This window comes from Micromonospora sp. HUAS YX12, assembly GCF_040215685.1.
GTDB classification, from domain to species: domain Bacteria; phylum Actinomycetota; class Actinomycetes; order Mycobacteriales; family Micromonosporaceae; genus Micromonospora; species Micromonospora tulbaghiae.
Map to the genome: position 1 here is coordinate 4,942,667 of NZ_CP157974.1, position 26,785 is coordinate 4,969,451.

General features: G+C 72.9%; 29 protein-coding genes. 14 read left to right on the forward strand and 15 right to left on the reverse strand.

All coding sequences use genetic code 11. The features are described from left to right. Window positions 1-218 precede the first annotated feature (218 nt). Window positions 219-2,852, reverse strand: a complete 2,634-nt coding sequence (gene lanKC, locus ABIH81_RS23585; RefSeq protein ID WP_349877064.1) for a class III lanthionine synthetase LanKC — start codon at window positions 2,850-2,852, stop codon at window positions 219-221. Window positions 2,853-3,139: 287 nt separating this feature from the next. On the opposite strand from lanKC, the gene ABIH81_RS23590 reads away from it, so the two are divergent. The 3 genes from ABIH81_RS23590 (at window position 3,140) to ABIH81_RS23600 (ending at window position 5,770) form a co-directional block, all read left to right on the forward strand. Continuing rightward, complete coding sequence (locus tag ABIH81_RS23590; RefSeq protein WP_349877065.1) at window positions 3,140-3,709, forward strand: hypothetical protein; 570 nt, start codon at window positions 3,140-3,142, stop codon at window positions 3,707-3,709. Between the two features lie 7 nt (window positions 3,710-3,716). Next, a complete protein-coding gene (locus ABIH81_RS23595; RefSeq protein WP_349877066.1) occupies window positions 3,717-4,964 on the forward strand; it encodes a histidine kinase in 1,248 nt (415 codons plus the stop codon). A gap of 98 nt (window positions 4,965-5,062) precedes the next feature. Beyond that, entirely contained in the window at window positions 5,063-5,770 is a 708-nt protein-coding gene (locus ABIH81_RS23600) for a response regulator transcription factor (protein ID WP_349877067.1), read from the forward strand. A gap of 39 nt (window positions 5,771-5,809) precedes the next feature. Here ABIH81_RS23600 and ABIH81_RS23605 read toward each other — a convergent pair whose 3' ends face one another. From ABIH81_RS23605 to pdxY, 5 genes are all read right to left on the reverse strand, one after another. Continuing rightward, window positions 5,810-8,185 carry an excinuclease ABC subunit UvrA gene (locus ABIH81_RS23605; RefSeq protein ID WP_349877068.1) on the reverse strand — a complete coding sequence of 792 codons (2,376 nt, stop codon included), beginning with the start codon at window positions 8,183-8,185 and terminating at the stop codon, window positions 5,810-5,812. A 26-nt stretch (window positions 8,186-8,211) separates the two neighbouring features. Then, a complete protein-coding gene (locus ABIH81_RS23610; protein ID WP_349877069.1) occupies window positions 8,212-8,661 on the reverse strand; it encodes a pyridoxamine 5'-phosphate oxidase family protein in 450 nt (149 codons plus the stop codon). 8 nt (window positions 8,662-8,669) lie between these two features. Further along, entirely contained in the window at window positions 8,670-9,080 is a 411-nt protein-coding gene (locus tag ABIH81_RS23615) for a VOC family protein (protein WP_091043719.1), read from the reverse strand. Window positions 9,081-9,085: 5 nt separating this feature from the next. Continuing rightward, complete coding sequence (locus tag ABIH81_RS23620; protein ID WP_349877070.1) at window positions 9,086-9,550, reverse strand: helix-turn-helix transcriptional regulator; 465 nt, start codon at window positions 9,548-9,550, stop codon at window positions 9,086-9,088. A gap of 109 nt (window positions 9,551-9,659) precedes the next feature. Continuing rightward, window positions 9,660-10,511, reverse strand: a complete 852-nt coding sequence (gene pdxY, locus ABIH81_RS23625; protein WP_349877071.1) for a pyridoxal kinase PdxY — start codon at window positions 10,509-10,511, stop codon at window positions 9,660-9,662. Between the two features lie 179 nt (window positions 10,512-10,690). Between pdxY and ABIH81_RS23630 the strand changes: the two genes are divergently transcribed. Beyond that, entirely contained in the window at window positions 10,691-12,106 is a 1,416-nt protein-coding gene (locus tag ABIH81_RS23630) for an OFA family MFS transporter (protein WP_349877072.1), read from the forward strand. Further along, the gene (locus ABIH81_RS23635; RefSeq protein WP_256451507.1) at window positions 12,103-12,228 is read left to right on the forward strand and encodes a hypothetical protein; all 126 of its coding nucleotides are present in this window, start codon (window positions 12,103-12,105) and stop codon (window positions 12,226-12,228) included. Before ABIH81_RS23630 ends, ABIH81_RS23635 begins: the two co-directional genes overlap by 4 nt. A gap of 50 nt (window positions 12,229-12,278) precedes the next feature. Here the strand turns inward: ABIH81_RS23635 and ABIH81_RS23640 are convergent, their stop codons facing one another. After that, a complete protein-coding gene (locus ABIH81_RS23640; protein WP_349877073.1) occupies window positions 12,279-13,007 on the reverse strand; it encodes an SDR family oxidoreductase in 729 nt (242 codons plus the stop codon). Between the two features lie 75 nt (window positions 13,008-13,082). On the opposite strand from ABIH81_RS23640, the gene ABIH81_RS23645 reads away from it, so the two are divergent. The 3 genes from ABIH81_RS23645 (at window position 13,083) to ABIH81_RS23655 (ending at window position 15,192) form a co-directional block, all read left to right on the forward strand. Then, the gene (locus ABIH81_RS23645) at window positions 13,083-13,916 is read left to right on the forward strand and encodes a patatin-like phospholipase family protein (RefSeq protein ID WP_349877074.1); all 834 of its coding nucleotides are present in this window, start codon (window positions 13,083-13,085) and stop codon (window positions 13,914-13,916) included. 56 nt (window positions 13,917-13,972) lie between these two features. Next, a complete protein-coding gene (locus ABIH81_RS23650; RefSeq protein WP_349877075.1) occupies window positions 13,973-14,437 on the forward strand; it encodes a peroxiredoxin in 465 nt (154 codons plus the stop codon). Between the two features lie 65 nt (window positions 14,438-14,502). Next, the gene (locus ABIH81_RS23655) at window positions 14,503-15,192 is read left to right on the forward strand and encodes a hypothetical protein (RefSeq protein ID WP_349877076.1); all 690 of its coding nucleotides are present in this window, start codon (window positions 14,503-14,505) and stop codon (window positions 15,190-15,192) included. Between the two features lie 69 nt (window positions 15,193-15,261). Here the strand turns inward: ABIH81_RS23655 and cydB are convergent, their stop codons facing one another. Both cydB and ABIH81_RS23665 read right to left on the reverse strand, forming a co-directional pair. Continuing rightward, window positions 15,262-16,260, reverse strand: coding sequence for a cytochrome d ubiquinol oxidase subunit II (gene cydB / locus ABIH81_RS23660; RefSeq protein WP_349877077.1), 999 nt, complete (start codon window positions 16,258-16,260; stop codon window positions 15,262-15,264). A gap of 17 nt (window positions 16,261-16,277) precedes the next feature. Continuing rightward, the gene (locus ABIH81_RS23665) at window positions 16,278-17,690 is read right to left on the reverse strand and encodes a cytochrome ubiquinol oxidase subunit I (RefSeq protein ID WP_349877078.1); all 1,413 of its coding nucleotides are present in this window, start codon (window positions 17,688-17,690) and stop codon (window positions 16,278-16,280) included. 175 nt (window positions 17,691-17,865) lie between these two features. On the opposite strand from ABIH81_RS23665, the gene ABIH81_RS23670 reads away from it, so the two are divergent. Both ABIH81_RS23670 and ABIH81_RS23675 read left to right on the forward strand, forming a co-directional pair. Continuing rightward, window positions 17,866-18,633: a lysophospholipid acyltransferase family protein gene (locus tag ABIH81_RS23670; protein ID WP_349877079.1), complete on the forward strand. Its 768-nt coding sequence runs from the start codon at window positions 17,866-17,868 to the stop codon at window positions 18,631-18,633. A gap of 62 nt (window positions 18,634-18,695) precedes the next feature. Next, entirely contained in the window at window positions 18,696-19,328 is a 633-nt protein-coding gene (locus ABIH81_RS23675; RefSeq protein ID WP_349877080.1) for an NAD(P)H-dependent oxidoreductase, read from the forward strand. A gap of 181 nt (window positions 19,329-19,509) precedes the next feature. On the opposite strand, the gene ABIH81_RS23680 is transcribed toward ABIH81_RS23675, so the two are convergent. Together ABIH81_RS23680 and ABIH81_RS23685 are read right to left on the reverse strand one after the other, a co-directional pair. Further along, entirely contained in the window at window positions 19,510-19,878 is a 369-nt protein-coding gene (locus ABIH81_RS23680; protein ID WP_349877081.1) for a DUF4180 domain-containing protein, read from the reverse strand. Continuing rightward, complete coding sequence (locus ABIH81_RS23685) at window positions 19,871-20,320, reverse strand: helix-turn-helix domain-containing protein (RefSeq protein WP_349877082.1); 450 nt, start codon at window positions 20,318-20,320, stop codon at window positions 19,871-19,873. Before ABIH81_RS23685 ends, ABIH81_RS23680 begins: the two co-directional genes overlap by 8 nt. 88 nt (window positions 20,321-20,408) lie before the next feature. On the opposite strand from ABIH81_RS23685, the gene ABIH81_RS23690 reads away from it, so the two are divergent. From ABIH81_RS23690 to ABIH81_RS23700, 3 genes are all read left to right on the forward strand, one after another. Then, entirely contained in the window at window positions 20,409-21,176 is a 768-nt protein-coding gene (locus ABIH81_RS23690) for a glycerophosphodiester phosphodiesterase (RefSeq protein WP_349877083.1), read from the forward strand. 20 nt (window positions 21,177-21,196) lie between these two features. Next, complete coding sequence (locus ABIH81_RS23695; RefSeq protein WP_349877084.1) at window positions 21,197-22,588, forward strand: MFS transporter; 1,392 nt, start codon at window positions 21,197-21,199, stop codon at window positions 22,586-22,588. Window positions 22,589-22,695: 107 nt separating this feature from the next. Continuing rightward, window positions 22,696-23,370, forward strand: a complete 675-nt coding sequence (locus ABIH81_RS23700) for a thymidine kinase (RefSeq protein ID WP_349881184.1) — start codon at window positions 22,696-22,698, stop codon at window positions 23,368-23,370. Between the two features lie 3 nt (window positions 23,371-23,373). Here the strand turns inward: ABIH81_RS23700 and ABIH81_RS23705 are convergent, their stop codons facing one another. After that, window positions 23,374-23,832, reverse strand: coding sequence for a hypothetical protein (locus ABIH81_RS23705; RefSeq protein WP_349881185.1), 459 nt, complete (start codon window positions 23,830-23,832; stop codon window positions 23,374-23,376). Window positions 23,833-23,931: 99 nt separating this feature from the next. Between ABIH81_RS23705 and ABIH81_RS23710 the strand changes: the two genes are divergently transcribed. Beyond that, a complete protein-coding gene (locus ABIH81_RS23710; RefSeq protein WP_349877085.1) occupies window positions 23,932-24,303 on the forward strand; it encodes a VOC family protein in 372 nt (123 codons plus the stop codon). A 4-nt stretch (window positions 24,304-24,307) separates the two neighbouring features. Here ABIH81_RS23710 and ABIH81_RS23715 read toward each other — a convergent pair whose 3' ends face one another. From ABIH81_RS23715 to ABIH81_RS23725, 3 genes are all read right to left on the reverse strand, one after another. Beyond that, window positions 24,308-25,153: an LLM class flavin-dependent oxidoreductase gene (locus tag ABIH81_RS23715; protein ID WP_349877086.1), complete on the reverse strand. Its 846-nt coding sequence runs from the start codon at window positions 25,151-25,153 to the stop codon at window positions 24,308-24,310. A 30-nt stretch (window positions 25,154-25,183) separates the two neighbouring features. Beyond that, window positions 25,184-26,173 carry a tyrosine-type recombinase/integrase gene (locus ABIH81_RS23720; protein ID WP_349877087.1) on the reverse strand — a complete coding sequence of 330 codons (990 nt, stop codon included), beginning with the start codon at window positions 26,171-26,173 and terminating at the stop codon, window positions 25,184-25,186. A 115-nt stretch (window positions 26,174-26,288) separates the two neighbouring features. Next, window positions 26,289-26,723, reverse strand: a complete 435-nt coding sequence (locus tag ABIH81_RS23725; RefSeq protein ID WP_013286325.1) for an Hsp20/alpha crystallin family protein — start codon at window positions 26,721-26,723, stop codon at window positions 26,289-26,291. Window positions 26,724-26,785 lie beyond the last annotated feature (62 nt).

Below are 26,785 nucleotides of genomic sequence, written 5' to 3' on the forward strand. Positions count from 1 at the left end.
TGTCGCCACTGCCGTCTCAGCCGTTGCAGCAGGCGATGCTGATGCTGCTGGACTGCGGCGGGACCGCGTGGCGGGTGCCGTTCTGCGTGGCCATGGCCTGCAGGTTGAGGAGCTTCGTCATGGGGGTTCACCTCCTTCGTGGGTGTGGTGGTCGGGCCTCCGGTGTCGCCCGGAGGGCCGTCGGTGGGTTCCGACGGGGTTTGTGGGTGCCGGCTGGTTCAGCTCGCGGCGAGGAGGTGGTCGGTGGACGCGACGTGGGTGGGCGCGTCGAGGAAGGGCAGTGTGACTCCGGTGCGGTGCAGCGCGGCGTGCATCGCGGACAGGATTCCGGCGCCGCCGGCGGCCAGGTCGGTCGAGATTCGCAGCAGGGTGTCGCCGGGGAAGGCGAGCCGGCCGTCGAGGGCGTACGCGTGCCAGGCGAGCCGGGTCAGGTGCGCCGGTTGGTGGCGGGCCGCGCCGTCGCGGAGGAGGCCGACGGGACGGTACGGGGCCGGTCGGTCGTGGGCGAGCAGGGCGGTGGTGGCGAGCAGTCCGGCGCGGCCGTGGAAGAGGCCGGGCAGCAGGACGAACTCGACGTCGACGGTCCGGCGGACGGTGGTGACGACGTCGCGCAGCCAGGGGCGTTCGCCGTGGCGGAGCAGCGTGTGTGCGGCGACGGCGATGCCGGCGCTGCCTTCGTCGAGGTAGAACAGTCGTCGTGCGCCGTCGCGTACGTGCAGGTTGCCTTTGTCGTCGCGGACGGTGTGTTCGAGGTCGCGGCGTACGGCGGTGCGGGCGGCGCGCAGCCAGGCCGGGTCGCCGGTGGCTTCGTGGAGGCGGGTGAGGAAGACGGCCGGGCCGGACCAGCCGCGGAGCAGGCCGGGGCGTGCGGGTTCGGGTACGGGCTGCTTCGTGTCGCCGGTGAGGGTGCGGGCGAGGCGGTCGCCGATGCGCAGGGCGTCGTCGGGGACGGGTCTGCCGGTGCGGAGCAGGGCGAGTCCGATGCCGGCGAGGCCGCTGTGCAGGCCGGGGCCGTACCGGTGGTGGAGGCCGGTGCGACATCGGTCGAGCAGTTCTGCGGCGTCGTCGTGGCGTCCTGTGCGGTCCAGGAGGGCGGCGATGCCGGCCAGGCCGTCGTAGAGGCCGAGGTGTGTGGCGGGTAGGCGCCGTGCGGCGCGGACGAGCCAGTCGAGGTGTTCGTCGCGTTCGGGGTAGTCGGCGCCGGTGCTGACCAGTGCCCAGATGATGCCGGCGGCGCCGTGTGCCAGGGTGGCGCCGCCGTGCGGGAACTGCCCGGGGTCGCCGGGGAAGAGCCGGTCGGTGCGGTGCGGTGTGGCGGTGGCGCGGATTCCGGTGGCGAGTGATTCGAGCAGCGGGGTGTGGTCGGCGGTGCGGCCGGTGGGCCAGGGGAAGCGGGTGACGCGGCTGCGGCCGGGTGCCGTGGTGGCGGCGCTGTCGGTGGTGGGTGTGGCGCGTGCGGTGTGCAGGTCGTCCCGGATGCGGTCGAGGTAGCCGGCCGGTAGTGGGAACCGCCGGGCGGCGGTCGTCAGGTCGTGGAACTTCTCGTCGGTGAGCGCGGTGAGCTGGGTGATCGGTACGAAGACGGCGAGCCGGAGGCAGGCCAGGGCGTACCTGTCGACGGCCGGGCCGCGGCGGATCCGCGGGGTGGCGAAGCCGGGGTCGCCCAGGGACGGGGTGAAGTCCTCGTCGGCCAGGTATGCCTGTTCGAAGTCGACGAGCACGATCCGGCCGTCGGGGCGGATCATGACGTTGGCGGTGTGCAGGTCGCCGAAGACCACTCCCCTGGCGTGTACCTGGGACAGTGCCGTCTCGACCCGGTCGATGACGTCGAGCGCCCACGCGGTGTAGTCGGCCAGTTCCTGGTCGGTGGGGTCGGGGTGGATCAGGGGGTGCCGCATGGCGAGGTGGTGTTGCAGGGTGTCCCCCTCGACGTACTCCTCGACCAGGAATTCGTGTTCCCACCAGGTGAGGCGGTCGAGCAGTCGTGGTACGCAGTCGAGGCCGGCGAGTCGCCGCAGCATGTCCTCCTCGCGGCGCAGGCGGGTGAGCGCGTCTGTTCCGGCTCCGTCGAGCCCGGCCAGCGGCCGTGCTTCGCGCAGGACGACGGTGCGGCCGTCGCGCAGGTCGGTCGCGCGGTAGACGCCGCCGGCGTTGGAGTGGTGCAGGGCCTCGTCGATGCGGTAGGGCGGGTCGTCGTGGGTTTCGGCGGCTACTGCCGCGATGTGTTCGGCGACGAAGTCGGGTACGGGGGCCCAGTCGGGCACGGTGAAGACGGGTTCGCGCCGGTCGGGGACGAGGACTCCGTCGGGGCGTACGACGGCGGGCACGGGTTCGTCGCCGTCGACGCACCAGAGTTCGGCGAATCCGCCGTAGCGCAGGTAGAGCGGGCCGTCGTGCCAGCGCAGGTCGCTGAGGACGTACGGGCCGCGGTAGCCGGCGAGCCGGGTGCCGAGGTCGTCGAGGATGCGGCGCAGGGTGGTGTCGTCGGCCGGGTACAGGGCGGCGAGTTTGCCGCTGCCGGCCCGGTGGGCGTACTTCTCGTTGTTGACCAGGGCGAGCCGGCGGCTGCGCTGGAACTTGAAGGCGACGTGGTGGCGTACGCAGTGGTCGCGTACCAGGTCGAGCACGTCGGCGGCGTCGTCGAGGCCCACTGACACGTGCACCTTCCAGCCCTGCTGCGGCAGCTGCGCCTGGGTCGGGTGCCACATGACCCAGCCGCCGTGCTCGGCGACGCGCCAGCCGTCGGGCGGGGTCTGGCCGGCCAGCGGGAACCGGCTCGCCGTGTCGGCGACGTGCGCCGGTGAGTCGACGTGGACCGGGTCGGCGATCAGGAACGCACCGGGCGTGGGCATGGCAAACCTCGCGGCCGTGACGGATGGGAAGGGTGTCCGGGGCGTTCGGTGTGTCGTCGCCGTCGTCCGGACTGGTTCCATCGTGGTCGTAGCCGGCCGGTCCTGGCGTCCGGCCGTGGGGCGAGGTTCGGGGTCGTCCCCGGCCTGGTGCCGGGCGCCGGGGGTCCGTCTGGAAGGTGACACCGGATGTCACCCGGTACGGGGACGTCCGGCGGGCCGGTGTCGGCCAGAATTCGTCGCGTACGCGGGCTGTTCGCCCGCCTTTCCCTGTTCTCTGGAGGTGCTTGATGAAGACCGAGGTCCAGTCGCCGCCGACGGTGTTGTTCCTGCAGACGCAGCGGCCGGCCGGGTGGGTGACCGTCGCGCGTGGGGTCGCGCTGGACGGCCGGCGGTGTCTGCTGAGGACGGTGGGTGCCGGCCGGCCGCGGTCCGGTGACGCGGTGCGCCTGGTCGGGGTGACCGGCGCGGACGTGCGGCCGCTCACGGTCGCCGAGGTGTCGGTGCTGCACCGTGACCCGGCGGACCTGCTGATGGTGTCCCTCGCCGACGAGACGGTTCCCGGTGGGTACGGCACCGACGCGTCGGCGGTGCGCCGGGTGCTGGCGCTGCTCGCCGACGACGCGGATCCGCGGTGGCGGGTGGCCGCGGACGGCGGGGCCGGCGTCGTGGCGTCGGCTGTGCTGGTCGGTGCGGGCCGGCCGGGTGAGCCGGGCCGGCCGGCGGTGCCGGTGACCACGCACCGGGTGAGCGCGGCCACGTCGCCGCCCGGCGGTGACGGCGGCGGTGACGACGACGGCTCTCCGCTGTCCTGGACCTGCCGGTTGTTCGGGATCGGCTGCCCCGCCGAAGACTCCTAGCCCGCCGGTGACCTCGGTGACCGGTGCGGTGGCGCGGGCGGTGAGGTGGTGGCGTCACGATCTTCTGCTGCTGCCGGTGTTGTGCCTGCTCGACCTGTTCACGGCGTCGTCCGTGGTGATCCAGAGCGAGCCGGTCGGCCCGGCCCGGCAGTGGCTGCAGGTGCTCGCCGCGGTGCTGTCGATCGGCGCCCTGTGGTGGCGGGCCCGCGCGCCGGTCGCCGTCTTCGTGTTCGAGTGCGCCCACGGCGTGGCGATGTGGTTCCTGGTGCACGACTACCGGCCGTGGGTGGGCCTGATCGTGGCCCTGTACACGGTGGCGGCGCTGCGGCCGCTCGTGGTGTCGGCGGCGGCGTACGCGGCGGCGTGCGCACGCAGCCTGCTCAGCGCGCTCGACTCGTTCCGGGTGGAACCGAACCCGGGCGCGCGGGCCGGGGAGTTCGCGGTCACCGCGCTGATGTTCGCGCTCATCTACGCCGCCGCGTGGGCGGCCGGGTCGGTGGTGCGGCGGCACCGGCGGCGTGTGGCCCAGCTGGAACGGGAACGGCGCCTGGCGCGGGCCGAGGCGGTGGCGCTGGAGCGTCGCCGGATCGCCGCCGAGCTGCACGACGTGGTGTCCCACTCGGTGACCGTGATGGTGCTGCAGGCCGCCGGTGCCGCGCGGATCAGCGCCTCCGACCCGGAGCGGACCCGGGAGGCGCTGCTGCACATCCAGCAGGCCGGGCAGCAGGCGATGGCGGAGCTGCGCCGGCTGCTGGCGGTCATGCGGGCCGAGTCGGGTCCGGCGGCCGACGGTGAGCCGGGCCCGCAGCCGCGGCTGGACGACATCGAGGTGCTGCTGACGTCGATGCGGTGCGCGGGCCTCACGGTGACCATCTCCGTGTCCGGCAGCCCTCGGCCGCTGGATCCGAGTATCGAGCTGGCGGCGTACCGGACGGTGCAGGAGAGCCTGACGAACACGCTCAAGCACGTCGGTCGGCGCGCCTGCGCGACGGTTCACTTCGCGTGGCAGGAGCGGGTGCTGTTGCTGCGCGTCGACGACGACGGCACGGGCCGCGATCCGGGCGGCGCGGCGGCGGGGCTGTCGACCGGCAACGGGCTGGCCAGCCTCGCCGAACGGCTGGAACGCGTCGGCGGTCGCCTGGTCGCCGGGCCGCGTCCCGAGGGCGGGTTCCGGGTGAGCGCGACGCTGCCGGTCGCGCAGCGCGGCGACCTCGTGGCGGCGCCGGGCGACGGCGGGGTGCCCGCTGTCGGGTGAACGCGTGTCCGCTGTGCGACATCCGGCTAGCCGACGACGCCGACACCGATGATCATGTGGTGGGGCCGCGGTCACGGCCGCCGACGACGGGAGCCTTCATGATCCGGGTGCTGCTCGCCGACGACCAGCCGCTCGTGCGGGCGGGACTCGCGATGCTGCTGACGAACGAACCCGACATCGAGGTCGTCGCCGAGGCCGACGACGGGGCGCAGGCCGTGGAACTCGGTCGCCGCCTACGCCCGGACGTGGTGCTGATGGACGTGCGGATGCCCGGCACCGACGGCCTGGCCGCCACCCGGTCGATGGCCGAGGAGAAGCTCATCGACGACGCCGACCGGCCGGTACGGATCATCATGCTGACCACCTACCACGTGGACGAGGCGGTGCACGCCGCGCTGCGGGCGGGCGCCTCCGGTTTCGTGCTCAAGGACGCCGCGCCGGAGGAACTGGTGTCGGCCATCCGCGCGGTGGCCGCCGGAGAGGCGTGGCTGGATCCCGCCGTGGCCCGGCGGCTGCTCGACGACCTCGCCGCCCGGCCGGACCCGGGACTGCCCACGCCGGTGCAGATGCGCGGGCTCACCCCGAGGGAACGCGAGGTGCTGGTGCTCATGGCGTACGGGATGTCGAACCGGGAGATCGCCGAGCACCTCGTGCTCGGCGACGCGACGGTCAAGACCCACGTCAGCCGGGTCCTGACGAAGCTGGGGACGCGTGACCGGACGCACGCGGTGGTGGCCGCGTACCAGTGCGGCCTGGTGGAACCCAGCACGGCGCCGCCGGCCCGGATGGCCGGCCTGTCCCGCTGAGGCCCGCGGCGCGGCCGGGAACCTCAGCGGGTACGGCGGTCAGGCGCCGACGTAGTCGGCCAGGTGCTCGCCGGTGAGCGTGGACCGGGCGGCCACGAGATCGGCCGGGGTGCCCTCGAAGACGATCCGTCCGCCGTCGTGCCCGGCGCCCGGGCCGAGGTCGATGATCCAGTCGGCGTGCGCCATGACGGCCTGGTGGTGCTCGATCACGATGACGGACTTCCCGGCGTCGACGAGCCGGTCGAGCAGGCCGAGCAGTTGGGCGACGTCGGCCAGGTGCAGGCCGGTGGTCGGTTCGTCCAGGACGTACACGCCGCCCTTGTCCCCCATCCGGGTGGCGAGCTTGAGCCGCTGCCGCTCCCCTCCGGACAGCGTGGTGAGGGGCTGACCGAGCGTGAGGTAGCCGAGGCCGACGTCGGCGAGCCGGTCGAGGATGGTGTGGGCGGCCGGGGTGCGGGCCTCGCCTTCGCTGAAGAACGTCTCGGCCTCGTCGACGGACATGGCGAGGACCTCGCTGATGTCGCGGCCGCCGAGGTGGTAGTCGAGGACGGCGGGCTGGAACCGCTTGCCCTCGCAGTCCTCGCAGGTGCTGGCGACGCCGGCCATCATGCCGAGGTCGGTGTAGATGACGCCGGCGCCGTTGCAGGTCGGGCAGGCGCCTTCGGAGTTGGCGCTGAACAGGGCGGGTTTGACGCCGTTGGCCTTGGCGAAGGCCTTGCGGATGGGGTCGAGCAGGCCGGTGTAGGTGGCCGGGTTGCTGCGGCGGGAGCCGCGGATGGCGGTCTGGTCGACGCTGACGACGTCTTCGCGTTTGGCCAGGGAGCCGTGGATGAGGCTGCTCTTGCCGGAGCCGGCGACGCCGGTGACGACGACCAGGACGCCGAGGGGGATGTCGACGTCGACGTCGCGCAGGTTGTGGGTGCGGGCGCCGCGGATCGGCAGGGCGCCGGTGGGCGTACGCGGCTTGTCCTTGAGGGTGGCGCGGTCGTCGAGGTGGCGGCCGGTGGTGGTGTCGCTGGCGCGCAGGCCGGCGACGGTGCCTTCGTAGCAGATGGTGCCGCCGGCGGTGCCGGCGCCGGGGCCGAGGTCGACGACGTGGTCGGCGATGGCGATGGTCTCGGGTTTGTGTTCGACGACCAGGACGGTGTTGCCCTTGTCGCGCAGTTGCAGCAGGAGGTTGTTCATGCGGGCGATGTCGTGCGGGTGCAGTCCGATGGTGGGCTCGTCGAAGACGTAGGTGACGTCGGTGAGGGACGAGCCGAGGTGGCGGATCATCTTGGTGCGCTGCGCCTCGCCGCCGGAGAGGGTGCCGGCGGGGCGGTCGAGGCTGAGGTAGCCGAGGCCGATCTCGACGAACGAGTCGAGGGTGTCCCCCAGTGCCTTGAGCAGCGGGCCGACGGAGGGTTCGCGCAGGTCGCGTACCCAGGTGGCGAGGTCGCTGATCTGCATGGCGCAGGCGTCGGCGATGTTGATGCCGTCGATCTTCGAGGAGCGGGCTTCCGGGGCGAGCCGGGTGCCGTCGCAGTCGGGGCAGGTGGTGAACGTGACGGCGCGTTCGACGAAGGCGCGGATGTGGGGCTGCATGGCGTCGACGTCCTTGGCGAGCATCGACTTGCTGATGGCCGGGATGAGGCCGGTGTAGGTGACGTTGATGCCGTCGACCTTGACCTTGGTGGGCTCCTTGTGGAGCAGGTCGTCCAGTTCACGTCTGGTGTAGTCGCGGATGGGCTTGTCGGGGTCGAACAGGCCGCTGGAGCGGAAGATGCGGCCGTACCAGCCGTCCATGGTGTAGCCGGGGATGGTGATGGCGCCCTCGTTGAGGGAGAGCTTCTCGTCGTAGAGGACGGTGAGGTCGAAGTCGGTGACAGCGCCGCGGCCCTCGCAGCGGGGGCACATGCCGCCGAGGCGGTTGAAGGTGCCCTTCTTGGTCTGGGTCTTGCCGGGGCCGCGGTCGACGGTGATGGCGCCGGCGGCGCGTACGGAGGGGACGTTGAAGGAGTAGGCGTTGGGCGGGCCGATGTGGGGGTCGCCGAGGCGGCTGAACAGGATGCGCAGCATGGCGTTGACGTCGGTGGCGGTGCCGACGGTGGAGCGGGGGTCGGCGCCCATGCGTTCCTGGTCGACGATGATGGCGGTGGTGAGGCCTTCGAGGATGTCGACCTCGGGGCGGGACAGGGTGGGCATGAAGCCCTGGACGAAGGCGCTGTAGGTCTCGTTGATGAGGCGCTGGGACTCGGCGGCGATGGTGCCGAAGACCAGTGAGCTCTTGCCGGAGCCGGAGACGCCGGTGAAGACGGTGAGGCGGCGTTTGGGTATCTCGACGTCGACGTTGCGCAGGTTGTTCTCGCGGGCGCCGTGGACGCGGATGATGTCGTGGCTGTCGGCGTGGTGCAGGCCGGTGGTGGCCTTGCTCATGGTGTCTCCGTCCGGTGTTGCGGGTGTCAGTCGAGCCAGCGGCCGTCGCGCATCAGGGTGCGGCCGGGCAGCTCGTCGGCTTCGCGCCACGCCTGGATGCGGCGTGGCGTGATGCGGTACCAGCGGTAGGGCGTGGTCAGGGTACGGGGGTCGAAGCCGGTTCGGGTGGCGAAGCGGTCCCCTCGTTCGGTGGGCAGGGCGTCGATGGCGACGGTTTCGACGTCGCCGTCGATCATGGTGACGTCGCGGGTGGGGCCGAGGCCGACACGGGCGCGGCCGGCGGCGAGGTTGCGGCCGGTGGGGCTGTCGGCCGGGGTGGCGACGAGCAGCGTCCGGCCGTCCCAGTCGAAGGACAGGGGCACGAGGTACGGGGTGCCGTCGGGGCCGGCGGTGGCGACCCAGCAGTCGACGTCGTGGTCGAGGCGGTGGGTGGTGTCGTGGCGGCGGCGGGCGCGGGTGCGGGGTGCGGCGGTCATGGGCGGGGTCAGCGCCGCTCGTTGATGCGGATGAGGTTGCCGGTGGGGTCGCGGAAGGCGCAGTCGCGGACGCCGTAGGGCTGTTCGGTGGGTTCCTGGACGACGTCGGCGCCGCCGGCCTGGAGGCGGTCGAACAGGCCGTCGAGGTCGTCGGTGGCGAGGGTGAGCGCGCCGTAGCTGCCCTTGGCGATGAGTTCGAGGATGGTGCGGCGTTCGTCGTCGGTGATGCCGGGGTCGGCGGCCGGCGGGTGCAGGACGATGCCGGTCTCGGGCTGGTTCGGTGGGCCGACGGTGAGCCAGCGCATGTCCTGGTAGCCGACGTCGTTGCGCAGTTCGAAGCCGAGGGTGTCGCGGTAGAAGGCGAGGGCGGCGTCGGCGTCGGTGTGGGGCAGGAACGCGTAGTGAATGGTGATCGTCATGGTGGTCACGCTAGTGGTGACCGGCCGGTGCGGGCTTCTCGATTCCTGATCGGCCGGGTCGCCTGTTTGGTCAGGCACGGCGGTGGTTCGGCGGTGTCGGGGGCGTGGCGGGCGCGGTAGGCGCTGGGTGGTTCGCCGACGAGCTCGGTGAAGCGGGTGCTGAAGGTGCCCAGGGACTGGCAGCCGACGGCGAAGCAGACATCGGTGACGCTGAGGTCGCCGCGGCGCAGCAGGGCCATGGCGCGTTCGATGCGGCGCGTCATGAGGTACGCGTACGGGGATTCGCCGTAGGTCTGGCGGAACTGCCGGCTGAGGTGGCCGGCGGACATGTGCTCGCCGCGGGCGAGGGCTTCGACGTCGAGGGGTCTGGCGTATTCGCGGTCGATGCGGTCGCGGACGCGGCGCAGCCGGGTCAGGTCGCGCAGGCGTTGGGCGAACGCAGGGTCGTCGGTGGCCGGGTGCGGTGGCACGTCCGCATCCTGCCTGGTGGACGGCGGGGTCGTCCACCTGTTCGAGCGGCGAGTCGCCGCCGGGTGCACCTGTGGTCGTCGTGGCGGCAGGTGCACCCGCACCCCTCGGTCAGCGCAGCCGGCGGGCGGTGAAGCGGGCAGGCGGGTCGGCGATGGCGTCCTGGGCGGCGACGAGTTGCAGTTCGCGGGTGCCGGCTTCGAGGGTCGCCTCGAGTACCGCGTAGATCGAGTTGGTGGTGCGTTCCAGCGCGGTCCGCGGTGAGCCGGTGGTGGCGAGGTGGGCGAGGTAGAGGGCGGCGGTGACGTCGCCGCCGCCGTTGGGGGCGATCGGCAGCAGCGGGGTGGTGACGGCCCAGGCGCCGTCGTCGGAGACGGCGACGACTTCCAGGTGGCCGGCGGGCACGTCGCCGTGCAGGACGCTGGTGACCAGGACGTGCCGGGGGCCGGTGGCGCGGACGGCGTCGACGGCGGCGAGCAGGTCGTCGAGGGTGTCGGTGGTGCGGCCGGCGAGGAACTCCAGCTCGAACTGGTTGGGGGTGACGATGTCGGCGCGGGGGACGACGGTGTCGCGCAGGTATTCCGGGATGCCGGGGCGGACGAACATGCCGCGGCCGACGTCGCCCATGACCGGGTCGCAGCAGTAGAGGGCGGCCGGGTTGGCGGCCTTGACGCGGGCGACGGCGTCGAGGATGACCGCACCGACGGCGGGGTCGCCCTGGTAGCCGGAGAGGACGGCGTCGGCGGTGCCGAGCACGCCGCGGTCCTCGATCCCGGCGATGACGTCGGCGACGTCGGTGGGGGCGAGCAGCGGGCCGCGCCAGGCGCCGTAGCCGGTGTGGTTGGAGAAGTGCACGGTCAGGACCGGCCAGACCTCGTGTCGGAGGCGTTGCAATGGGAACACGGCGGCGGAGTTGCCGACGTGGCCGTAGGCGACCGACGACTGGATGGACAGGATCTTCACCTGCTCATCGTCGCATCCCGGGCCGGGTGTGACGGGAGGTGGTGGCGTGATGACGGGTGGCCGCGGCGGTGACCGTTCGGCTCAGGCTTTCGACCGCCGGGCGCGGGGCGGGTTTGGGCGCAGCGTGCGGTGGGGGCATGAACCCGGGTGTTCTCGCCATCTGGACGGAGGAAGCACTGATGCTTTCCGCACTCGATCGTCGGCACACCGTCGCGCCGCCGGGGTACAGCCGTTGGCTGATTCCTCCGGCGGCGCTGGCGATCCACCTGTGCATCGGGCAGGTCTACGCCACGAGCGTGTACAAGAACTCCCTGATCGCGCATTTCGACACCGGTCAGACGGCGCTCGGAGTGATCTTCAGCATCGCGATCGTGATGCTGGGGTTGTCGGCAGCGGTGGCCGGTACGTGGGTGGAGGCGAACGGGCCGCGTAAGGCGATGTTCGTCTCGGCGTGTTTCTGGGCGGCGGGATTCCTGGTCGGGGCCCTGGGTATCGCGACCGGGCAGCTGTGGCTGTTGTATCTGGGGTACGGGGTGCTGGGCGGGATCGGCCTGGGAATCGGGTACATCTCCCCCGTCTCCACGTTGATCAAGTGGTTCCCGGACCGGCCGGGCCTGGCGACCGGGCTGGCGATCATGGGGTTCGGTGGTGGGGCGATGGTGGCCTCCCCCCTGTCCCGGCAGTTGCTGTCGTTCTACGACCCGGGCTACGACCCGGCGAACAGCGGTTCCACGGCGTCGGGGTCGGCGCTGGTGTGGTTGTTCGTGACGCTCGGCGTCGGCTACTTCGTGATCATGATGTTCGGGGTGTTCAACGTGCGGGTGCCGGCTCCGGACTGGCGGCCGGCCGGGTTCGACCCGGCGCGGGTGGCGAAGAAGCCGCTGGTGACGACCGCGAACGTGTCGGCGGCCAACGCGGTCAAGACGCGGTCGTTCTGGCTGCTGTGGGTGGTGTTGTTCTGCAACGTGACGGCGGGTATCGGGATCCTGGAGCAGGCCAGCCCGATGATCCAGGACTTCTTCCGCGAGGGCGGCACGTCGGCGGTGTCGGTGGCGGCGGCCGGCGGGTTCGTGGGGCTGTTGTCGCTGTTCAACATGGCCGGCCGGTTCGTGTGGTCGTCCACGTCGGACGTGATCGGCCGTAAACCGATCTACGTGGTGTACCTGGGTGTGGGCATGGTGCTGTACCTGCTGCTGGCGCTGGTGGGGCAGACCTCGACGGCGTTGTTCGTGCTGCTGGCGTCCGTGATCCTGTCGTTCTACGGTGGCGGGTTCGCGACCGTTCCGGCGTACCTGCGGGACCTCTTCGGCACGTTCGAGGTGGGCGCGATCCACGGTCGGCTGCTGACCGCGTGGTCGGCTGCGGGGGTGGCCGGGCCGCTGATCGTCAACGGGTTCCTCGACGCGCAGGGCGAGCCGGGCACGTTGACCGCGGCGGCGTACCGGCCGGCGCTCTTCACGATGGTCGGTGTGCTGGCGGTGGGGCTGGTGGCGAACCTGCTGGTACGGCCGGTGCCGCAGCGTCACCACGAGCCCGCGTCCGGGCGGGACGAGACGGAGCAGGGACAGGGGCCGACGGAGAGGAGCGGATCGTGAACGAGCGCAGCGGTGGCGGGCAGCAGGTCCGCCTGGTGGTGTCGTGGCTGGTGGTGTCGGCGCTGCTGGGCTACGGCGTGGTGCAGACGCTGATCACGGCGGCGAAGCTGTTCACCCAGTAGGAGACGCGACGCGGCGGCCCGTGGGCGGGAACCCCCGGGCCGCCGCCGTGTCAGAGGCCGCCGCCGACGCGCAGGACCGCGCCCGTGGTGTACGAGGCGTCCGGGCCGAGCAGGTGCGCGATCGCGCCGGCGACCTCCTCGGGCTCCCCGGCGCGGCCCATCGGGATCCGGCCGGCGGCGGTGTCGGGGCGGTCGGGCACGCCGGAGCGGGCGTGGATGGTGGTGCGGATGATGCCGGGGGCGACGGCGTTGACGCGGATGCCGTGCGGCGCGAGTTCCTTGGCGAGCCCGACGGTGAGGGTGTCGGTGGCGGCCTTGACGGCGGCGTAGTGGATGTACTCGCCGGGTGAGCCGAGCGTCGCGGCCACGGAGGAGACGTTGACGATGGCGCCGCCGCGGCTGAGCCGCCGGGCCGCCTGCTGGGCGCACAGCACGTACCCGACGAGGTTGACGTCGACGACCTCGCGCAGGTCGTCGACGCGCAGGTCGGTGAACGGGCCGATCGGGCTGGTGACACCGGCGTTGTTGACCAGGCCGGTGAGCGGGCCGAGCCGGTCGGCGGCGTCGAAGATGCGGCGTACCTGGTCGGGGTCGGTGGTGTCGGCGGCGACGGTGACCGCGCGGCGGCCGGCCGCGCGCACGTCGGCGGCGACCGTCTCGGCGGCGGTGTGGTCGGCGCGGTAGCCGATGACCAGGTCGTGGCCGTCGGTGGCGAGCCGGCGGGCGGTGGCCGCGCCGATGCCGCGTCCTCCCCCGGTGATGATGGTGACGGAGGTCAATGCCCTTCTCCCCTGCCTTGCGGTGGGGGCGACGTTACCGTGGGCGGGACCATCCGGGGTGGAGAGGACTGTCACATGGGGCGCGCGTTGGTGCTGGGTGGCGGCGGGGTGACCGGGGTGGCCTGGGAGCTGGGTCTGCTGGCCGGGCTGGCCGGACACGGCCTGCGGTTGGACGAGGCGGACCTGGTGGTGGGCACCTCGGCCGGGTCGGTGGTCGGGGCGCAGGTGCGCTCGGGTACCCCGCTGGTGGAGTTGTACGAGGCGCAGCTGCGGCCACCCCGCGACGAGGTGCCGGCCCGGCTCGGGACGGGGGTGCTGTTGCGCTGGGCGTGGGCCGGAGGGCGGGGCCGGGACGCGGCGCGGGCCCGGGCGCGCATCGGCGCGATGGCGTTGTCGGCGCGTACCCCGTCCGAGCAGTCGCGGCGGGCGGTGATCGCGGCCCGGTTGCCGTCGCCGGACTGGCCGGCGGCGCGGCTGCTGGTCACCGCCGTGGACGCGGTCTCCGGCGGGTTCGTGGTGTTCGGCGCGGACAGCGGGGTGCCGCTGGTGGACGCGGTCGGCGCCAGTTGCGCGGTGCCGGGGGTGTGGCCGCCGGTGACCGTCGCCGGCCGGCGCTACGTCGACGGCGGGGTCCGCTCGCCGGTCAACGCGGATCTGGCGGCCGGCTGCGATCGGGTGGTGGTGCTGGCGCCGACGCGTGCGGCGGTCGGGCCGATGCCGCGCCTGTCGGCGCAGGTGGCGGCGTTGCGGGAGGCGGGGGCGCGGGTGGCGGTGGTGTCGCCGGACCGGGCGGCGCGGACGGCGATCGGCCGCAACGTGCTGGACCCGGCCCGGCGGGCGGCATCGGCGCGGGCCGGGTTCGCGCAGGCCGACGCGGTGGCCGGCGAGGTCGCGGAGGTGTGGCGGTGAGCCCGCCCGCGACGGCTGGCCCCCGCCCGGCACCGATGTCTACATATCCTCGCGTCATGAGTGACGCGGTGGGTGTCGGTGACCTGGTCGAGGATTTCACGCTGCCGGACGAGACGGGCACGCCACGGCGCCTGTCGGAGTTCCTGGCCGCCGGTCCGGTGGTGCTGTTCTTCTATCCGGCGGCGATGACGCGGGGCTGCACGGCGGAGAGCTGCCACTTCCGGGACCTGGCGGCGGAGTTCGCGGCGGTGGGCGCACAGCGAGTGGGGATCAGCCGGGATCCGGTGCAGCGGCAGGCGGAGTTCTCCCGCCGGCACGGGTTCGGCTATCCGCTGCTGTCCGACGTCGACGGCGAGGTGGCGCGGGCGTTCGGGGTGCGGCGTCGGCTGCCGCTGGGCGCGCTGAGCACCCGGCGGATGACGTTCGTGATCGGCGCCGACCGGCGGGTGCTCGCAGTGGTGCACAGCGAGCTGAGCATGAACGAGCACGCCGACGCGGCGCTGCGTGCCCTCGGGGGCTGATCATCGCGGTGTCGCAGCCGGCTGGTATCAAGGCTGCGTCAAACAGGTGTACGGAAGAGGGCGTGATGGCGGGTCAGGGTTTGTCCACTGACGAGATTCAGGGAATCCGGGAGGCTCTTGCGGCGGGCCGCAAGCCCCGGGTGGTGTTCACCGAGGCGGCCGGGCAGATGGCCGGGCAGCTCGGGCAGGTGGTGGAGCTGACCGACCCGGCGGCGTCGGAGGAGTTCGTGGTGGTGCGTTTCGGCCGCGACGAGCTGCCCTTCTCCCCCGCCGACGTGGCGATCGCCCCCAAGGGCGCCGGCCGGCGTCCGGCCGCCGAGGCGAAGCCGGAACCGGAGCAGCCGCCGGCCGCCCCGCCGGAGCCGGAGTTCGTGCTGGACACACCGCGGGTGCCGGCGCCGCGCCGGGAGGAGCCGAAGACCGAGCAGCCGCAGGCGGAGCCGAAGCCGGCGAAGCGGGCCGTGAAGGCCGCCAAGCCGAAGACCCCGCCGGGGCTGACCGTGACCCTGGCCTACGCCGAGGGCGAGTGGACGGTGGCCGCGCAGCAGGGCACGAAGGCACTGGCCCGGCCGTACGTGGTGAAGCCCGCCGAGGCGCTGCGGATGGTGGCGCTCGTCGACGTGCCCGGCGTGCAGGAGGCGGTGGAGCAGATCCTGGCCGCCGAGCGGGCCGAGGCCGAGCAGCAGGCGGAGAAGCTGCGCGCCGAGCTGGCCGAGATCGAGGCGCGGCTGGCGGAACTGCGCGAGGCGCGCTGACCCGTAACGCCCCGCGGGGCCGGTGCGACCCCCTCGCACCGGCCCCGCGCCCCTGCGCCCACAGGTCGATCAGTGTTGCGGAATGTTCTGTACCCCGATCCGGCGGCGGAACACCCAGTACGTCCAACCCTGGTACGCCAGCACGATCGGCGTGAACACCACGGCCACCCAGGTCATGATCTTCAAGGTGTACGGGGTGGACGCGGCGTTGGTGGCGGTGAGCGTGCCGGCCGCGTCGAGGGTGGACGGCATCACGTTCGGGAACAGCGCGGCGAACAGCGTCGCCACGGCCAGCGCGATCGCCACCGCCGTACCGGTGAACGCCCAGCCCTCACGGCGTACCTTGGCCGCGGCCAGGCCGCCGAGCAGCGCGAGGGCGGCGCCGACGGCGAGCACGACGGCGGCGGCGCTGGAGCGGATGGTCAGCGACCAGCTCAGGAACGCCACGGCGGCCACTGCGGTGCCGACGCCGAGCTTCACCGCGAGGGCGCCGGCGCGCTCGCGGATGTCGCCGGTGGTCTTGAGCGCCAGGAACACCGCGCCGTGGGTGAGGAACAGCCCCAGCGTGGTCACGCCGCCGAGCAGCGCGTACGGGTTGAGCAGGTCCAGCAGGCCGCCGACGTACTCGTGGTCGGCGTCCAGCGGCACGCCGCGGAAGATGTTGGCGAACGCCACCCCCCACAGCACGGCCGGGATCGCCGAGCCCCAGAAGATGGCCTGGTCCCAGCGGCGCTTCCAGGACGCCTCGGGCCGCTTGTGGCGGTACTCGAAGGCGACGCCGCGGGCGATCAGGGCCAGCAGGATGAGCAGCAGCGGCAGGTAGAAGCCGGAGAACAGGGTGGCGTACCACTCGGGGAAGGCGGCGAACATGGCGCCGCCGGCGGTGATCAGCCACACCTCGTTGCCGTCCCAGACCGGGCCGATGGTGTTGATCAGGACGCGGCGCTGCCGGTCGTCGCGGCCGAGCACCGGCAGCAGCATCCCGACGCCGAAGTCGAAGCCTTCGAGGATGAAGTAGCCGGTGAAGAGCACGGCCACGAGGAGAAACCAGACGGTCGTCAGTTCCACGGTTGGGCTCCGGGGTGTCAGTAGGCGAACGCCAGCGGGCGCTCGGCGTCGTCGGTGTCGTCGTCGTCGGTCTGCGGGGTGACGTCCGGTACGCCGGCGCGGGCGTAGCGGACCAGCAGTTTGAACTCGACCACCGCGAGGGCGGCGTAGATGAGCGTGAACGCGGTGAAGGAGGTGAGCACCTCGGTCAGGGAGACGCTGCGGGACACGCCGTCACGGGTGAGCATCTCGCCGAAGACGATCCACGGCTGGCGGCCCATCTCGGTGAAGATCCAGCCGAAGGAGTTGGCCAGCAGCGGCAGCACGGGCATGACCAGGCCGGCGCGCAGCAGCCACTTGCTGGTGGGGGTGCGGCCCTTGCGCTGGCTCCAGAGCACCAGCAGCGCGATCGCGGCGGCGGCCAGCCCGAAGGCGATCATGAAGCGGAAGCTCCAGTAGGTGACCGGGATGATCGGGGCGTAGTTGCCGGGGCCGTACTGGCTGGCGTACTGGGCCTGGAGGTCGTTGATGCCCTGCACGGTGCCGTTGGGGTCGCCGGTGCCGAGGAACGACAGCAGGTACGGGATCTTGATGGCGAACAGCTCGCGGCTGCCGTCGAGGCTGCCGACGGTGAGCACGGAGAACGAGGCGGGGCTCTCGGTGGTGTAGAGGCCCTCGGCGGCGGCCATCTTCATCGGCTGCACCTCGGTCATGATCTTGCCCTGGATGTCGCCGGTGAGGACGACCAGCGCCGAGGAGAACAGGACGACCCAGGAGCCGAGCTTGGTGGCGAAGCGGTACGCGCCGGTGTCGGCGCTGTCGCGGTTGCGCATCACGTGCCACAGGCCGACGGTGACCATCAGCGAACCGGCGACCAGGAACGCGCCGGCCAGGGTGTGCGGGAAGGTGACCAGGGCGACCTTGTTGGTGAGCACGGCGACGAAGTCGGTCAGCTCGGCGCGGCCGCTCTCCGGGTTGATCCGGAAGCCGACCGGGTTCTGCATGAACGAGTTCGCGGCGAGAATGAAGTACGCCGACAGGTTGGTGCCGATCGCGGCGGCCCAGATCGCGGCCAGGTGCAGGCGCTTGGGCAGCCGGTCCCAGCCGAAGATCCACAGGCCGATGAAGGTGGATTCGAGGAAGAACGCCACCAGGGCCTCGATGGCCAGCGGGGCGCCGAAGATGTCGCCGACGAAGCGGGAGTAGTCGCTCCAGTTCATGCCGAACTGGAACTCCTGCACGATGCCGGTGACCACACCCATCGCGAAGTTGATCAGGAAGAGCTTGCCGTAGAACTTTGTGAGTTTGAGGTACCGCTCGTTGCCGGTGCGGTGCCACATGGTCTGGAGGATGGCCACCAGCACGGACAGGCCGATGGTCAACGGCACGAACAAGAAGTGGTAGACGGTGGTGACACCGAACTGCCAGCGGGCGACGTCCAACGCGTCCACCTGATACCCCCAGCTGCGCATACTACGAGACGTAGTAGATACTACTCGTCGTCGTAGCGAAAGCAGCAGGGCCGCAGGGCCCGACACGCCCCGGGACCAATGACCCTGATCACCCTTGCCGGAGGACACCCTCCGGCACCACGGCCGTGCCCGCGCGTGCGACCATCCAGCACTGATGAACAGCACCCCCTGGCGCGCGCCGCTGCTGTGGCGGGGCGCGCAGACGCTCGCCCGCGCCGTCGTCGGGCTGGTCGGCCGGCTGGAGGTCACCGGCGACGTGCCCGACGCGCTGCGCCACGGCCCGCTGGTCCTGGCCGCCAACCACATCAGCCCGTTCGACCCGGTGGTGCTCACCGCCGCCTGCCGGGTCCGGCGCGTCGCACCCCGGATCATGGCCACCGGCGGGCTGTTCCGCGCGCCGGTGATCGGGGCGCTGATGCGCCGCGCCGGGCACATCCGCGTCGATCGGGGCACCGCCGCGGTGCACCGCTCCCTGGACGTCGCCGCCCAGGCGGTGGCCGGCGGGTCGGCGGTGCTGGTCTACCCGGAGGGACGCATCGGGCTCGACCCGGGCATGTGGCCCGAGCGTGGCAAGACCGGCGCGGCCCGGCTCGCCTTCGCCAGCGGCGCCGCCGTCGTACCGGTCGCCCAGTGGGGCTCGCACGAGGTGCTGCCCTACCGGGCGCCCAAGGGGATGCTGGGCGCGGTGGCCCGGGCGGTCGTCCGCCGGCCCGCCATCCGGGTGCACTTCGGCGCCCCGGTGCCGCTGGACGACCTGCGGTCGGGCTCCCCCGGCGCGGCCCGGCAGGCCACCGACCGGATCATCGACGCGATCACCGAGGATCTCGTGGCGCTGCGCCCCGACGAGCCCGATCGGCCCCGGCACGTCGACCCCGGCCGCCCGGTGGACGACAGTCGCGCGCACCGCCGCCGCGCCTGCTGACGCATTCCGGCCGCGGTGGCGGGTATCAAGCCGCGCACCCCGTACGCGGAGAGGACCTGGCCATGACCGCTGTCCGAGCACTCGTTCTCAACTGCACCCTGAAGCGCTCCCCGGCGACGTCCAGTGCACAGGTGCTCGGTCAGGAGGTGCTCGACGCGCTGGCCGAGCAGGGCGTCGACGGCGAGATCGTCCGGGTGGTCGACCACGACGTGCGCTTCGGGGTCTCCGTCGACGAGGGCGACGGCGACGGCTGGCCCGCCATCCGCGCCAAGCTGCTCGCCGCCCAGATCCTGATCATCGCCACCCCGATCTGGCTCGGTCAGCCCTCGTCGGTGACCAAGATGGTCCTCGAACGGCTGGACGCCGAGCTGTCGGAGACCGACGACCAGGGCCGCCTGCGCACCTACGGCAAGGTCGCCGGGGTGGCCGTGGTCGGCAACGAGGACGGCGCGCACCACACCATCGGCGAGGTGCAGCAGGCCCTCAACGAGGTGGGGTTCACCTGCCCGGCGGCCGGGGCCACCTACTGGGTCGGGGAGGCGCTGCACAAGACCGACTACGTCGACGCCCGCCCCAAACCCGACACGACCGGCCGCACCACCGCCGCGCTGGCGCTCAACAGCGCCCACCTGGCCCGGCTGCTCGCGGAGCGGCCCTACCCGCCGCCCGGAACCCGTGACGCGGGCGTCGGGTAGGGCCGGTCCGGCTGACCCGGCGCACCCTGCCCGACCCCGGCCGCGCCGGCCCGCTGCGCGCCGCCGTCGACCTTGCAGTTGGTGCCTGGGCAAACCCGGCCAACCGCCCCCGACGAGGGCCGCAAGCGCAAGATCGGCGAGGCGAGGCGAGGCCGGGCGGGGCCGGGCGGGGTGGGTGGGGTCAGGTGGTGGTGCGCAGCCGGGCGTCGAGCGTGGCCAGGTCCGGCACGAACCACACCTGGTCGTGCCGGTTGGACTCGGCCACCAGCGCCCGCAGCGCGCCGCTGCGCGATAGGTGTGCGGAGATGTCGCCGACGATCGCCAGGCGCAGCCGGTAGTTGACGAACTTCTGCATCACCTCACCGGCGAAGCGGGTGCCGAGCGTGAAGAAGCCGGGGTCGAGCCGCTGCGCCGGCACCGCCACCACGGTCGCGCCGAGGAACGCCGCGCCGATCAGGTCCAGCGCGTCGCGCTCGGTGGCGATCGGCGGGCCGTCCGGGTCGCAGACCAGCACCGGCACGCCGGCGCGCTCCTGCATCAGGTCAGCCACGGCCGTGCTCCCCGCCGCCGAGCAGGCCGTTGCCGCCGTCGAGCACCCCGTCGAGCAGGCGCAGCAGGTCGGCGGTGGCGGTGAGGTCGCCCAGGATCACGATGGTCATGCGGTGCCGCTCCTCGTCGTGGACCGTCTGCACGCGCAGCGGACGGTCCGGGTCGTGGTGGGTGTTCACACCGGCCAGCACCAGCGTGCCGAGCCGGTCGGCGGCGGCCCGGTCGACGCCGTCGAGGCGCACGATGCTCGACACCTCCGCGCCCGGCGCCGAGGGCGAGGCGGGCCGGCCGGTCAGCGCGTCCAGGTCCGCGCGGGCGATCCGGTACTGCTTGCCGATCCGCGTGGCCCGCAGCCGGCCGGAGCGGATGTAGCCGCGCACGGTGCGCACGTGCAGGCCGAGCAGGTCAGCGACCTGCTCCACCGAGTACATGTCGTTACTCATCGCACCCTATCCTAGCGGCGTTAGGGAACGATAGGTAATTTCACCGCCCGGCCATGTGCGCGCCACCCGAGCCCGGCATACTGCCCGCGTGCAGCCCCGTCACGGCTACCTCGACGCGCCCGCGCCGCTGGCGTTCGCCCACCGCGGCGGCGCGGCCGACGGCGACGAGAACACCGCCGCCGCGTTCGCCCGTGCCGTCGCCCTCGGCTACCGGTACGTGGAGACCGACGTGCACGCCACCGCCGACGGCGTACCCGTGGTCTTCCACGACCCGACGCTTCGCCGGGTCACCGGCGAGCCGGGCCGCATCGCGGACCTGCGCTGGGCCGACCTGTCCTCGGTACGCGTCGGCGGGGCCGCCCTGGTGCCCCGACTGGACGAGGTGCTCTCCGCCTGGCCGCAGGTGCGGTTCAACATCGACGTGAAGTCCGACGGCGCCGCGGAGCCCACCGTCGCCGTGGTGACCCGGGCCGGCGCGGGCGGGCGGGTGCTGCTCGCCTCGTTCAGCGACGCCCGGCTGGCCCGGCTGCAGACGCTGGCCGGGCCGAAGGCCGCCACCAGCCTCGGCATGCGCGGCGTGGCCCGGCTGCGGCTGGCCTCGCTGCACGGGCGGCCCCTGCGGCTGCCCCCGTCCGTGGTGGCCGCGCAGGTGCCGGTCTCCTTCGGCCGGGTGCCGGTGGTCGACCGGCGGTTCCTCGCGTACTGCCACCGGATCGGGTTGCAGGTGCACGTCTGGACGATCGACGAACCCGCCCAGATGCACCACTTACTTGACCTTGGTGTGGATGGCATCATGACCGATCACGTCAGCGTGCTCCGTGACGTCTATAGCAGTCGCGGCCACTGGGCCGCCTGAGCCCCCGAGGACGACCCCCGATGGCCGATACGGTCACCCCCGCCGTCGCCGACCCCGCCGGACCGGGCAGCACCCGCCGCGAGCGCACCGGCTGGTACTTCTACGACTGGGCGAACTCCGCGTTCCAGACCACAGTCATCACGGTCTTCCTCGGGCCGTTCCTGACCACGGTCACCGAACTCGCCGCCGGCTGCGAACTGGGCGCGGACAGTTGCGACGGCGCGGTGTACCCGCTGGGCATCAAGGTCGCCGCCGGCTCGTTCTACCCGTACCTGATCTCGCTGTCGGTCTTCCTCACCGTGTTCGTGCTGCCGGTGGTCGGCGCGATCGCCGACCGGTCGGCGCACAAGAAGCGGCTGCTCGCCGCCGCCGCGTTCACCGGCGCCGCCGCGACCATCGCGTTCGCGTTCGTCACCGGCGAGCGCTACCTGCTCGGCGGCGCGCTGTTCCTGATCGCGAACATCTCCTTCGGCGCCGCCGTGGTCGTCTACAACTCGTTCCTGCCGCAGCTCGGCGGCCCGGACGAGCGCGACGGGATCTCCAGCCGCGGCTGGGCCATCGGCTACCTCGGCGGCGGGCTGCTGCTCGCGCTGAACCTGGTCGCGGTCACCATGCTCAGCGAGGAGGGCAACGCCCAGCGCACGCTGGACCTGGCCCGCTGGTCGATCGTGTCGGCCGGCGTGTGGTGGGCCGCGTTCACCCTGGTCCCGCTGCGCTGGCTGCGCGAACACCCCACCGCCGCGGCCCTGCAAGCCGGCGGCAACGTGCTCACCGACGGCTTCCGGCAGCTCGGGCGCACCCTGCGGGAACTCAAGACGTACCCGCTGACGCTGTTCTTCCTGCTCGCGTTCCTGGTCTTCAACGACGGCATCCAGACCGTCATCACCCTGGCCAGCCAGTACGGCACCGAGGAACTGCGGCTGGACCAGAGCACGCTGATCGTGACCATCCTGCTGGTGCAGTTCCTCGCCTTCGGCGGCGCGCTCGCTCTCGGCGCGCTCGCGAAGCGCATCGGCGCCTGGAAGACCGTGCTGCTGTCGCTGGTGCTCTGGACCGGTGTGATCATCGCCGCGTTCCGGCTGCCGGCCGAGGCGCCCGTGCCGTTCATGATCCTCGGCGGCTGCATCGGCCTGGTGCTCGGCGGCAGCCAGGCGCTGAGCCGGTCGCTGTTCAGCCAGCTCATCCCGGCCGGCAAGGAGGGCGAGTACTACGGCTTCTACGAGATCAGCGACAAGGGCACCAGCTGGCTCGGCCCGCTGGCGTTCGGCCTGGTCTTCCAGCTCACCTCGTCGTACCGGGTGGGCCTGGTGTCGCTGCTGATCTTCTTCGTGGTCGGTTTCGCGCTGCTGGCCGCCGTGCCGATGCGCCGGGCCATCATCGCCGCCGGCAACACCCCGCCCCGGGTGCTGTGACCCGCGCCCCGACCTGTGGATCATCGCGGACCAGATCAGGCGGCGTCGATGGACTAGGCTGCCCCGACGTGACCGACGACGCCGCCCCGACCTGCCTGGCCCGCCCCCTGCCGGGGCCCGGCGACGACCGAGCCACCGGCTGCGCCGCCGCCCGCGGCGTCGACGGCCGGCCGCTGCACGCCGCCGCGCTCAAGTTCTTCTGGGGGCCGATGGACTGCGGCAAGTCCACCATGGCGTTGCAGATGAACCACAACCACGCCCGGCAGGGCCGCCGCGGCCTGGTCACCACCCGCATCGACCGCTCGCTGGGCCCGCAGGTCACCACCCGGATCGGCCTGGCCCACGAGGCCGTCGAGGTCACCGACGACCTCGACCTGCGCGTCCTGGTCCGCGACGCGTGGGCCGAGGGGGTACGCGTGGACTACCTGATCTGCGACGAGGCCTCGTTCTACAACCTCGAACACATCGAGCAGATGGCCGAGCTGGTCGACCGGTTCGACGTCGACGTCTACGCCTTCGGCCTGGCCACCGACTTCCGCTCCTGCCTGTTCCCGGCCGCGCAGCGGCTGTTCGAGCTGGCCGACGAGGTGGCCCGTATCCAGGTCGAGGTGCTGTGCTGGTGCGGCCGGGAAGGGCTGCTCAACGCCCGCGTGGTGGACGGCCGGGTGGTCCGCGAGGGCGCGCAGGTCGTCATCGGCGACACCGTGGACACCGCCGACGTGCGCTACCAGGTGCTGTGCCGGCGCCACTACCGCTCGGGGGACCTCGGCCCGCGTGCCTGAGCCTCAGAAGGGATCCCCGCACACCCGCCACGACCCGTCCTCCGGCACCACCGGCAACTCACGTTCCTCGCTGCCGCCGCCGTCGCGGTTGATCCGCACGATCACCGTCCCCGTCGGCTTGCCGGACCGGGTCGCCACCGACACGTCGACGATCTCGTAGCCGCTCACCTGCGGCGGGGTCCGCACCCAGCTCCCGAAACCGGTGCGGCTCCACTTGCCGCGGGCCTCGGCGCACAGCCGCTCGTACGCCGCGTCGGTGTCACCGGCCGCGACGTCGCGGAAGAACCCGTCGGCGGTCTCCCGCACCGGCCCGTCGGCCTGGAGCACCACCTGCGCGTTCCACGCCGCCAGCCCCGCCACCCCGATCAGGCAGGTGCCCACGCCGAGACCGGCGATCAGCACGCCCGCGCGTAGCGGCCGGCGACGCCGGGCCGTGTGGTGCCACTCCCGCTGCCTGCCCATCATTGTCGACGGTAGGCAACCGGACGGTGACGCGCAGCCGGTTGCGACGCGCGCTCGTACCGGACAGCAAACGGCGGGCATCGGCGGCAGACTGTTCGCATGACAGCTCACGCCGACATCGCCATGATCAGTCTCGACAGCTCCGACCCGGCCGCGCACGCCGCCTTCTACGCCAAGGCGCTGGGGTGGGAGATAACCCACAGCGAGGCCGAGTACGCCATGATCGTGAAGGACGGCCCGGCGATCGGGTTCGGCCTGGTGCCCGGGTACACGCCGCCGGCCTGGCCGGACGAGAGCGGCGACAAGCGCTACCACCTGGACCTCTACGTCGACGACGTGGCGGTGGCGGAGAAGGAGCTGGTGGCGGCCGGCGCGACCCGGCCCGAGTTCCAGCCCGGCGGCGAGCGGTGGACCGTGCTGCTCGACCCGATCGGGCAGCCGTTCTGCCTCTGCCCCCGCCCGCAGGGCTGACCGATCAGCGCAGCGGGCCGCGGAGCACCGCGGCCCGCATCGCGGCCGGATCAGCGGCAGGGACGTACTCCAGCCACCAGGTGGCGCCCGCCGCCGCCAGTCGTGCCAGGTAGGCCCGCTCGGCGCGCTCGTCGGGGCGTCGCCGCCGGCCGCCGACGGCCACGTCGAACGGTTGCCCGTCCGCGCGGCGGGCCGGCAACGCCGCGACCAGGCCGGCCACCTCATCGGGCGTGAAGTCCGACCAGCCGTCGGTGTCGGTCAGCTTGTAGGGCACGATCCCGTCCGCCCGTTCGGCCCGCCGCAGCACCGCCTTCGCCTGGGTGCTGCCACCCACCCAGAACGGCACCCGGGGCGACTGCACGGGCGGGGGACGCAGCGCCACGCCCTCGGCCCGGTAGTGGACCCCGTGGTGCGTGATCGGCTCGCCGCCGAGCAGCCCCACCAGCAGGTCGAGGCCCTCGTCGAGCATCGCGGCGCGGGTCTTGAGGTCGGTGGGCTCGCCGAACGCGGCCAGGCCCCGGTCGCCGGGGTCGCCGACTCCGACCGCGACGCCGGCTCGGCCCCCGGAGAGGTGGTCGAGGGTGAGCACCTCCCGCGCCAGCTTGGCCGGTCGGCGCCGGGGCAGCGCGGTCACCGCAGTGCCCAGCCGCACCCGCTCGGTGCGCCCGGCGATCGCCGCCAGCACCAGCCACGGATCCCAGGTGGGTGGGTCGACCCCGGCGTGGTGGACGAGGTAGTCCTCCAGGAACACCCCGTCCCAGCCGGCCCGCTCGGCCAGCTCGCCGAGCGCCACGAGTTCGGCCACCGTCAGCGTGCCGCCTCCGCAGGCGATCTCCAGTCCGTGTCGCACGCCGGCACCCTACGGTGCGGGTGCGACGGTTCAGCCGCGGCGGCGGGCCCGGGCCGCCCAGATCGCGTACGCCGGATCGCGGTCCAGGTTGTGCCGGTCCCGGTCGTAGCGGCGGGTGGTACGCGGATCGGCGTGCCCCATCGCGTCCTGCACGTCCTCCAGCGGCACCCCCTCGGAGCGCGCGGTGGTGGCGAACGCGTGGCGCAGCGAGTGCGGCGACAACTTCGCCCACGCGGCGATCCCGGCCTGCTGCGCGAGGCGGCGCACCAGCCGGAACACGGCGTGCCGGTCCATCCGGCCGCCGGTGGCGGTGACCAGCAGCGGCCCGGTCAGCTCCGGCACCGTGACACCCTGCGCGGTGGCCCGTGCGGCCAGGCAGGCGTCGACCGCGTACGCGGTGCCCGGGGTGAGCGCGCGCCGGCGTACCTTGCCGCCCTTGCCGACGAAGCGGACGCTGCGGTGACCGCGCTCCGTGCCCAGGTCGGACACGTCCAGCGCGACCAGTTCCCCGACCCGCAGCCCCAGGTCGGCCAGCAGCGCGACGGCGGCCCGGTTGCGGGCGGCGGCCGGGCCGGTGTCGGCCTCGGCGGCGGCGATCAGCGCGTCGACCTCGTCGGGGGTCAGGCCGACGGTGGCGGAGTGGTCCCGGTCGACGCGCGGCCGGTCCGCCGCCGACACCGGGTTGGCGGGCACGGCGCCCAGCTTGACGAGGAAGTCGTACCAGCTCGACAGCGCGGACAGCCGCCGCGCGACGGTTGCCGGGGTGAGCGGGCGGCCGGCCCGGCCGCGGGGCGTGGACTCCAGTTCGCGGCCGTAGGTGTTGACGTCGAGGAAGGTGGCCCGCAGCGGGTCGACGGCGTGCTCGGCGCACCAGGTCAGCCAGCCGGTGACGTCGCGGCGGTACGCGTCGCGGGTGTGCTCGGACAGCCGCCGGTTGCGCAGCCACGCCTCGGTGACGTCGGCCGGGCCGGCGGGCAGGGCGGCGGGGCGGGCGCGGGGCAGCACCTCGGGGCGAAGCATGTGAGAAAGGTTCTCAGCCGACGGGGGGTTTGGCGACGAGGCGCGCTGACCCGACGGTACGACGAAGCGGGGTCGGCCGGTGCCCCGGCCTCCCCCGCGCGTCGGCGTGACGTGCTCAGGCGGTGGTGAGCTGGCGGTGGCCGTTGCTCTCGGCGGGCGTGCTCACCGTGATCCGGCGCGGCTTGGCGCGCTCGGCGATCGGGATGCGCAGCGTCAGCACCCCGTTGTCGTAGCCGGCCTCCAGCCGGTCGGTGTCGAGCGTGTCGCCCAGGAACAGCTGCCGGGTGAACGTGCCCATCGGACGCTCGGCGGCGACCAGCTCGACGTTCTCGCCGGTGGGACGGCGGCGCTCGGCGCGGACGGTCAGCACGTTGCGCTCGACCGTGCAGTCGATGCTGTCCGGGTCCACGCCGGGCAGGTCGAACGCCGCGTAGAAGTGGTCACCGTCGCGGTACGCGTCCAGGTGCATCACGGCGGGCCGGGCGGTGGTGCCGAAGAACTGCTCGGCGATCCGGTCGATCTCGCGGAACGGGTCGGTACGCATCAACATGGCTCTTGCCTCCTCGGTTCTCCTGGCCCAAGGTCTCAAGTTGAGTCCGGGTGACTCAAGTT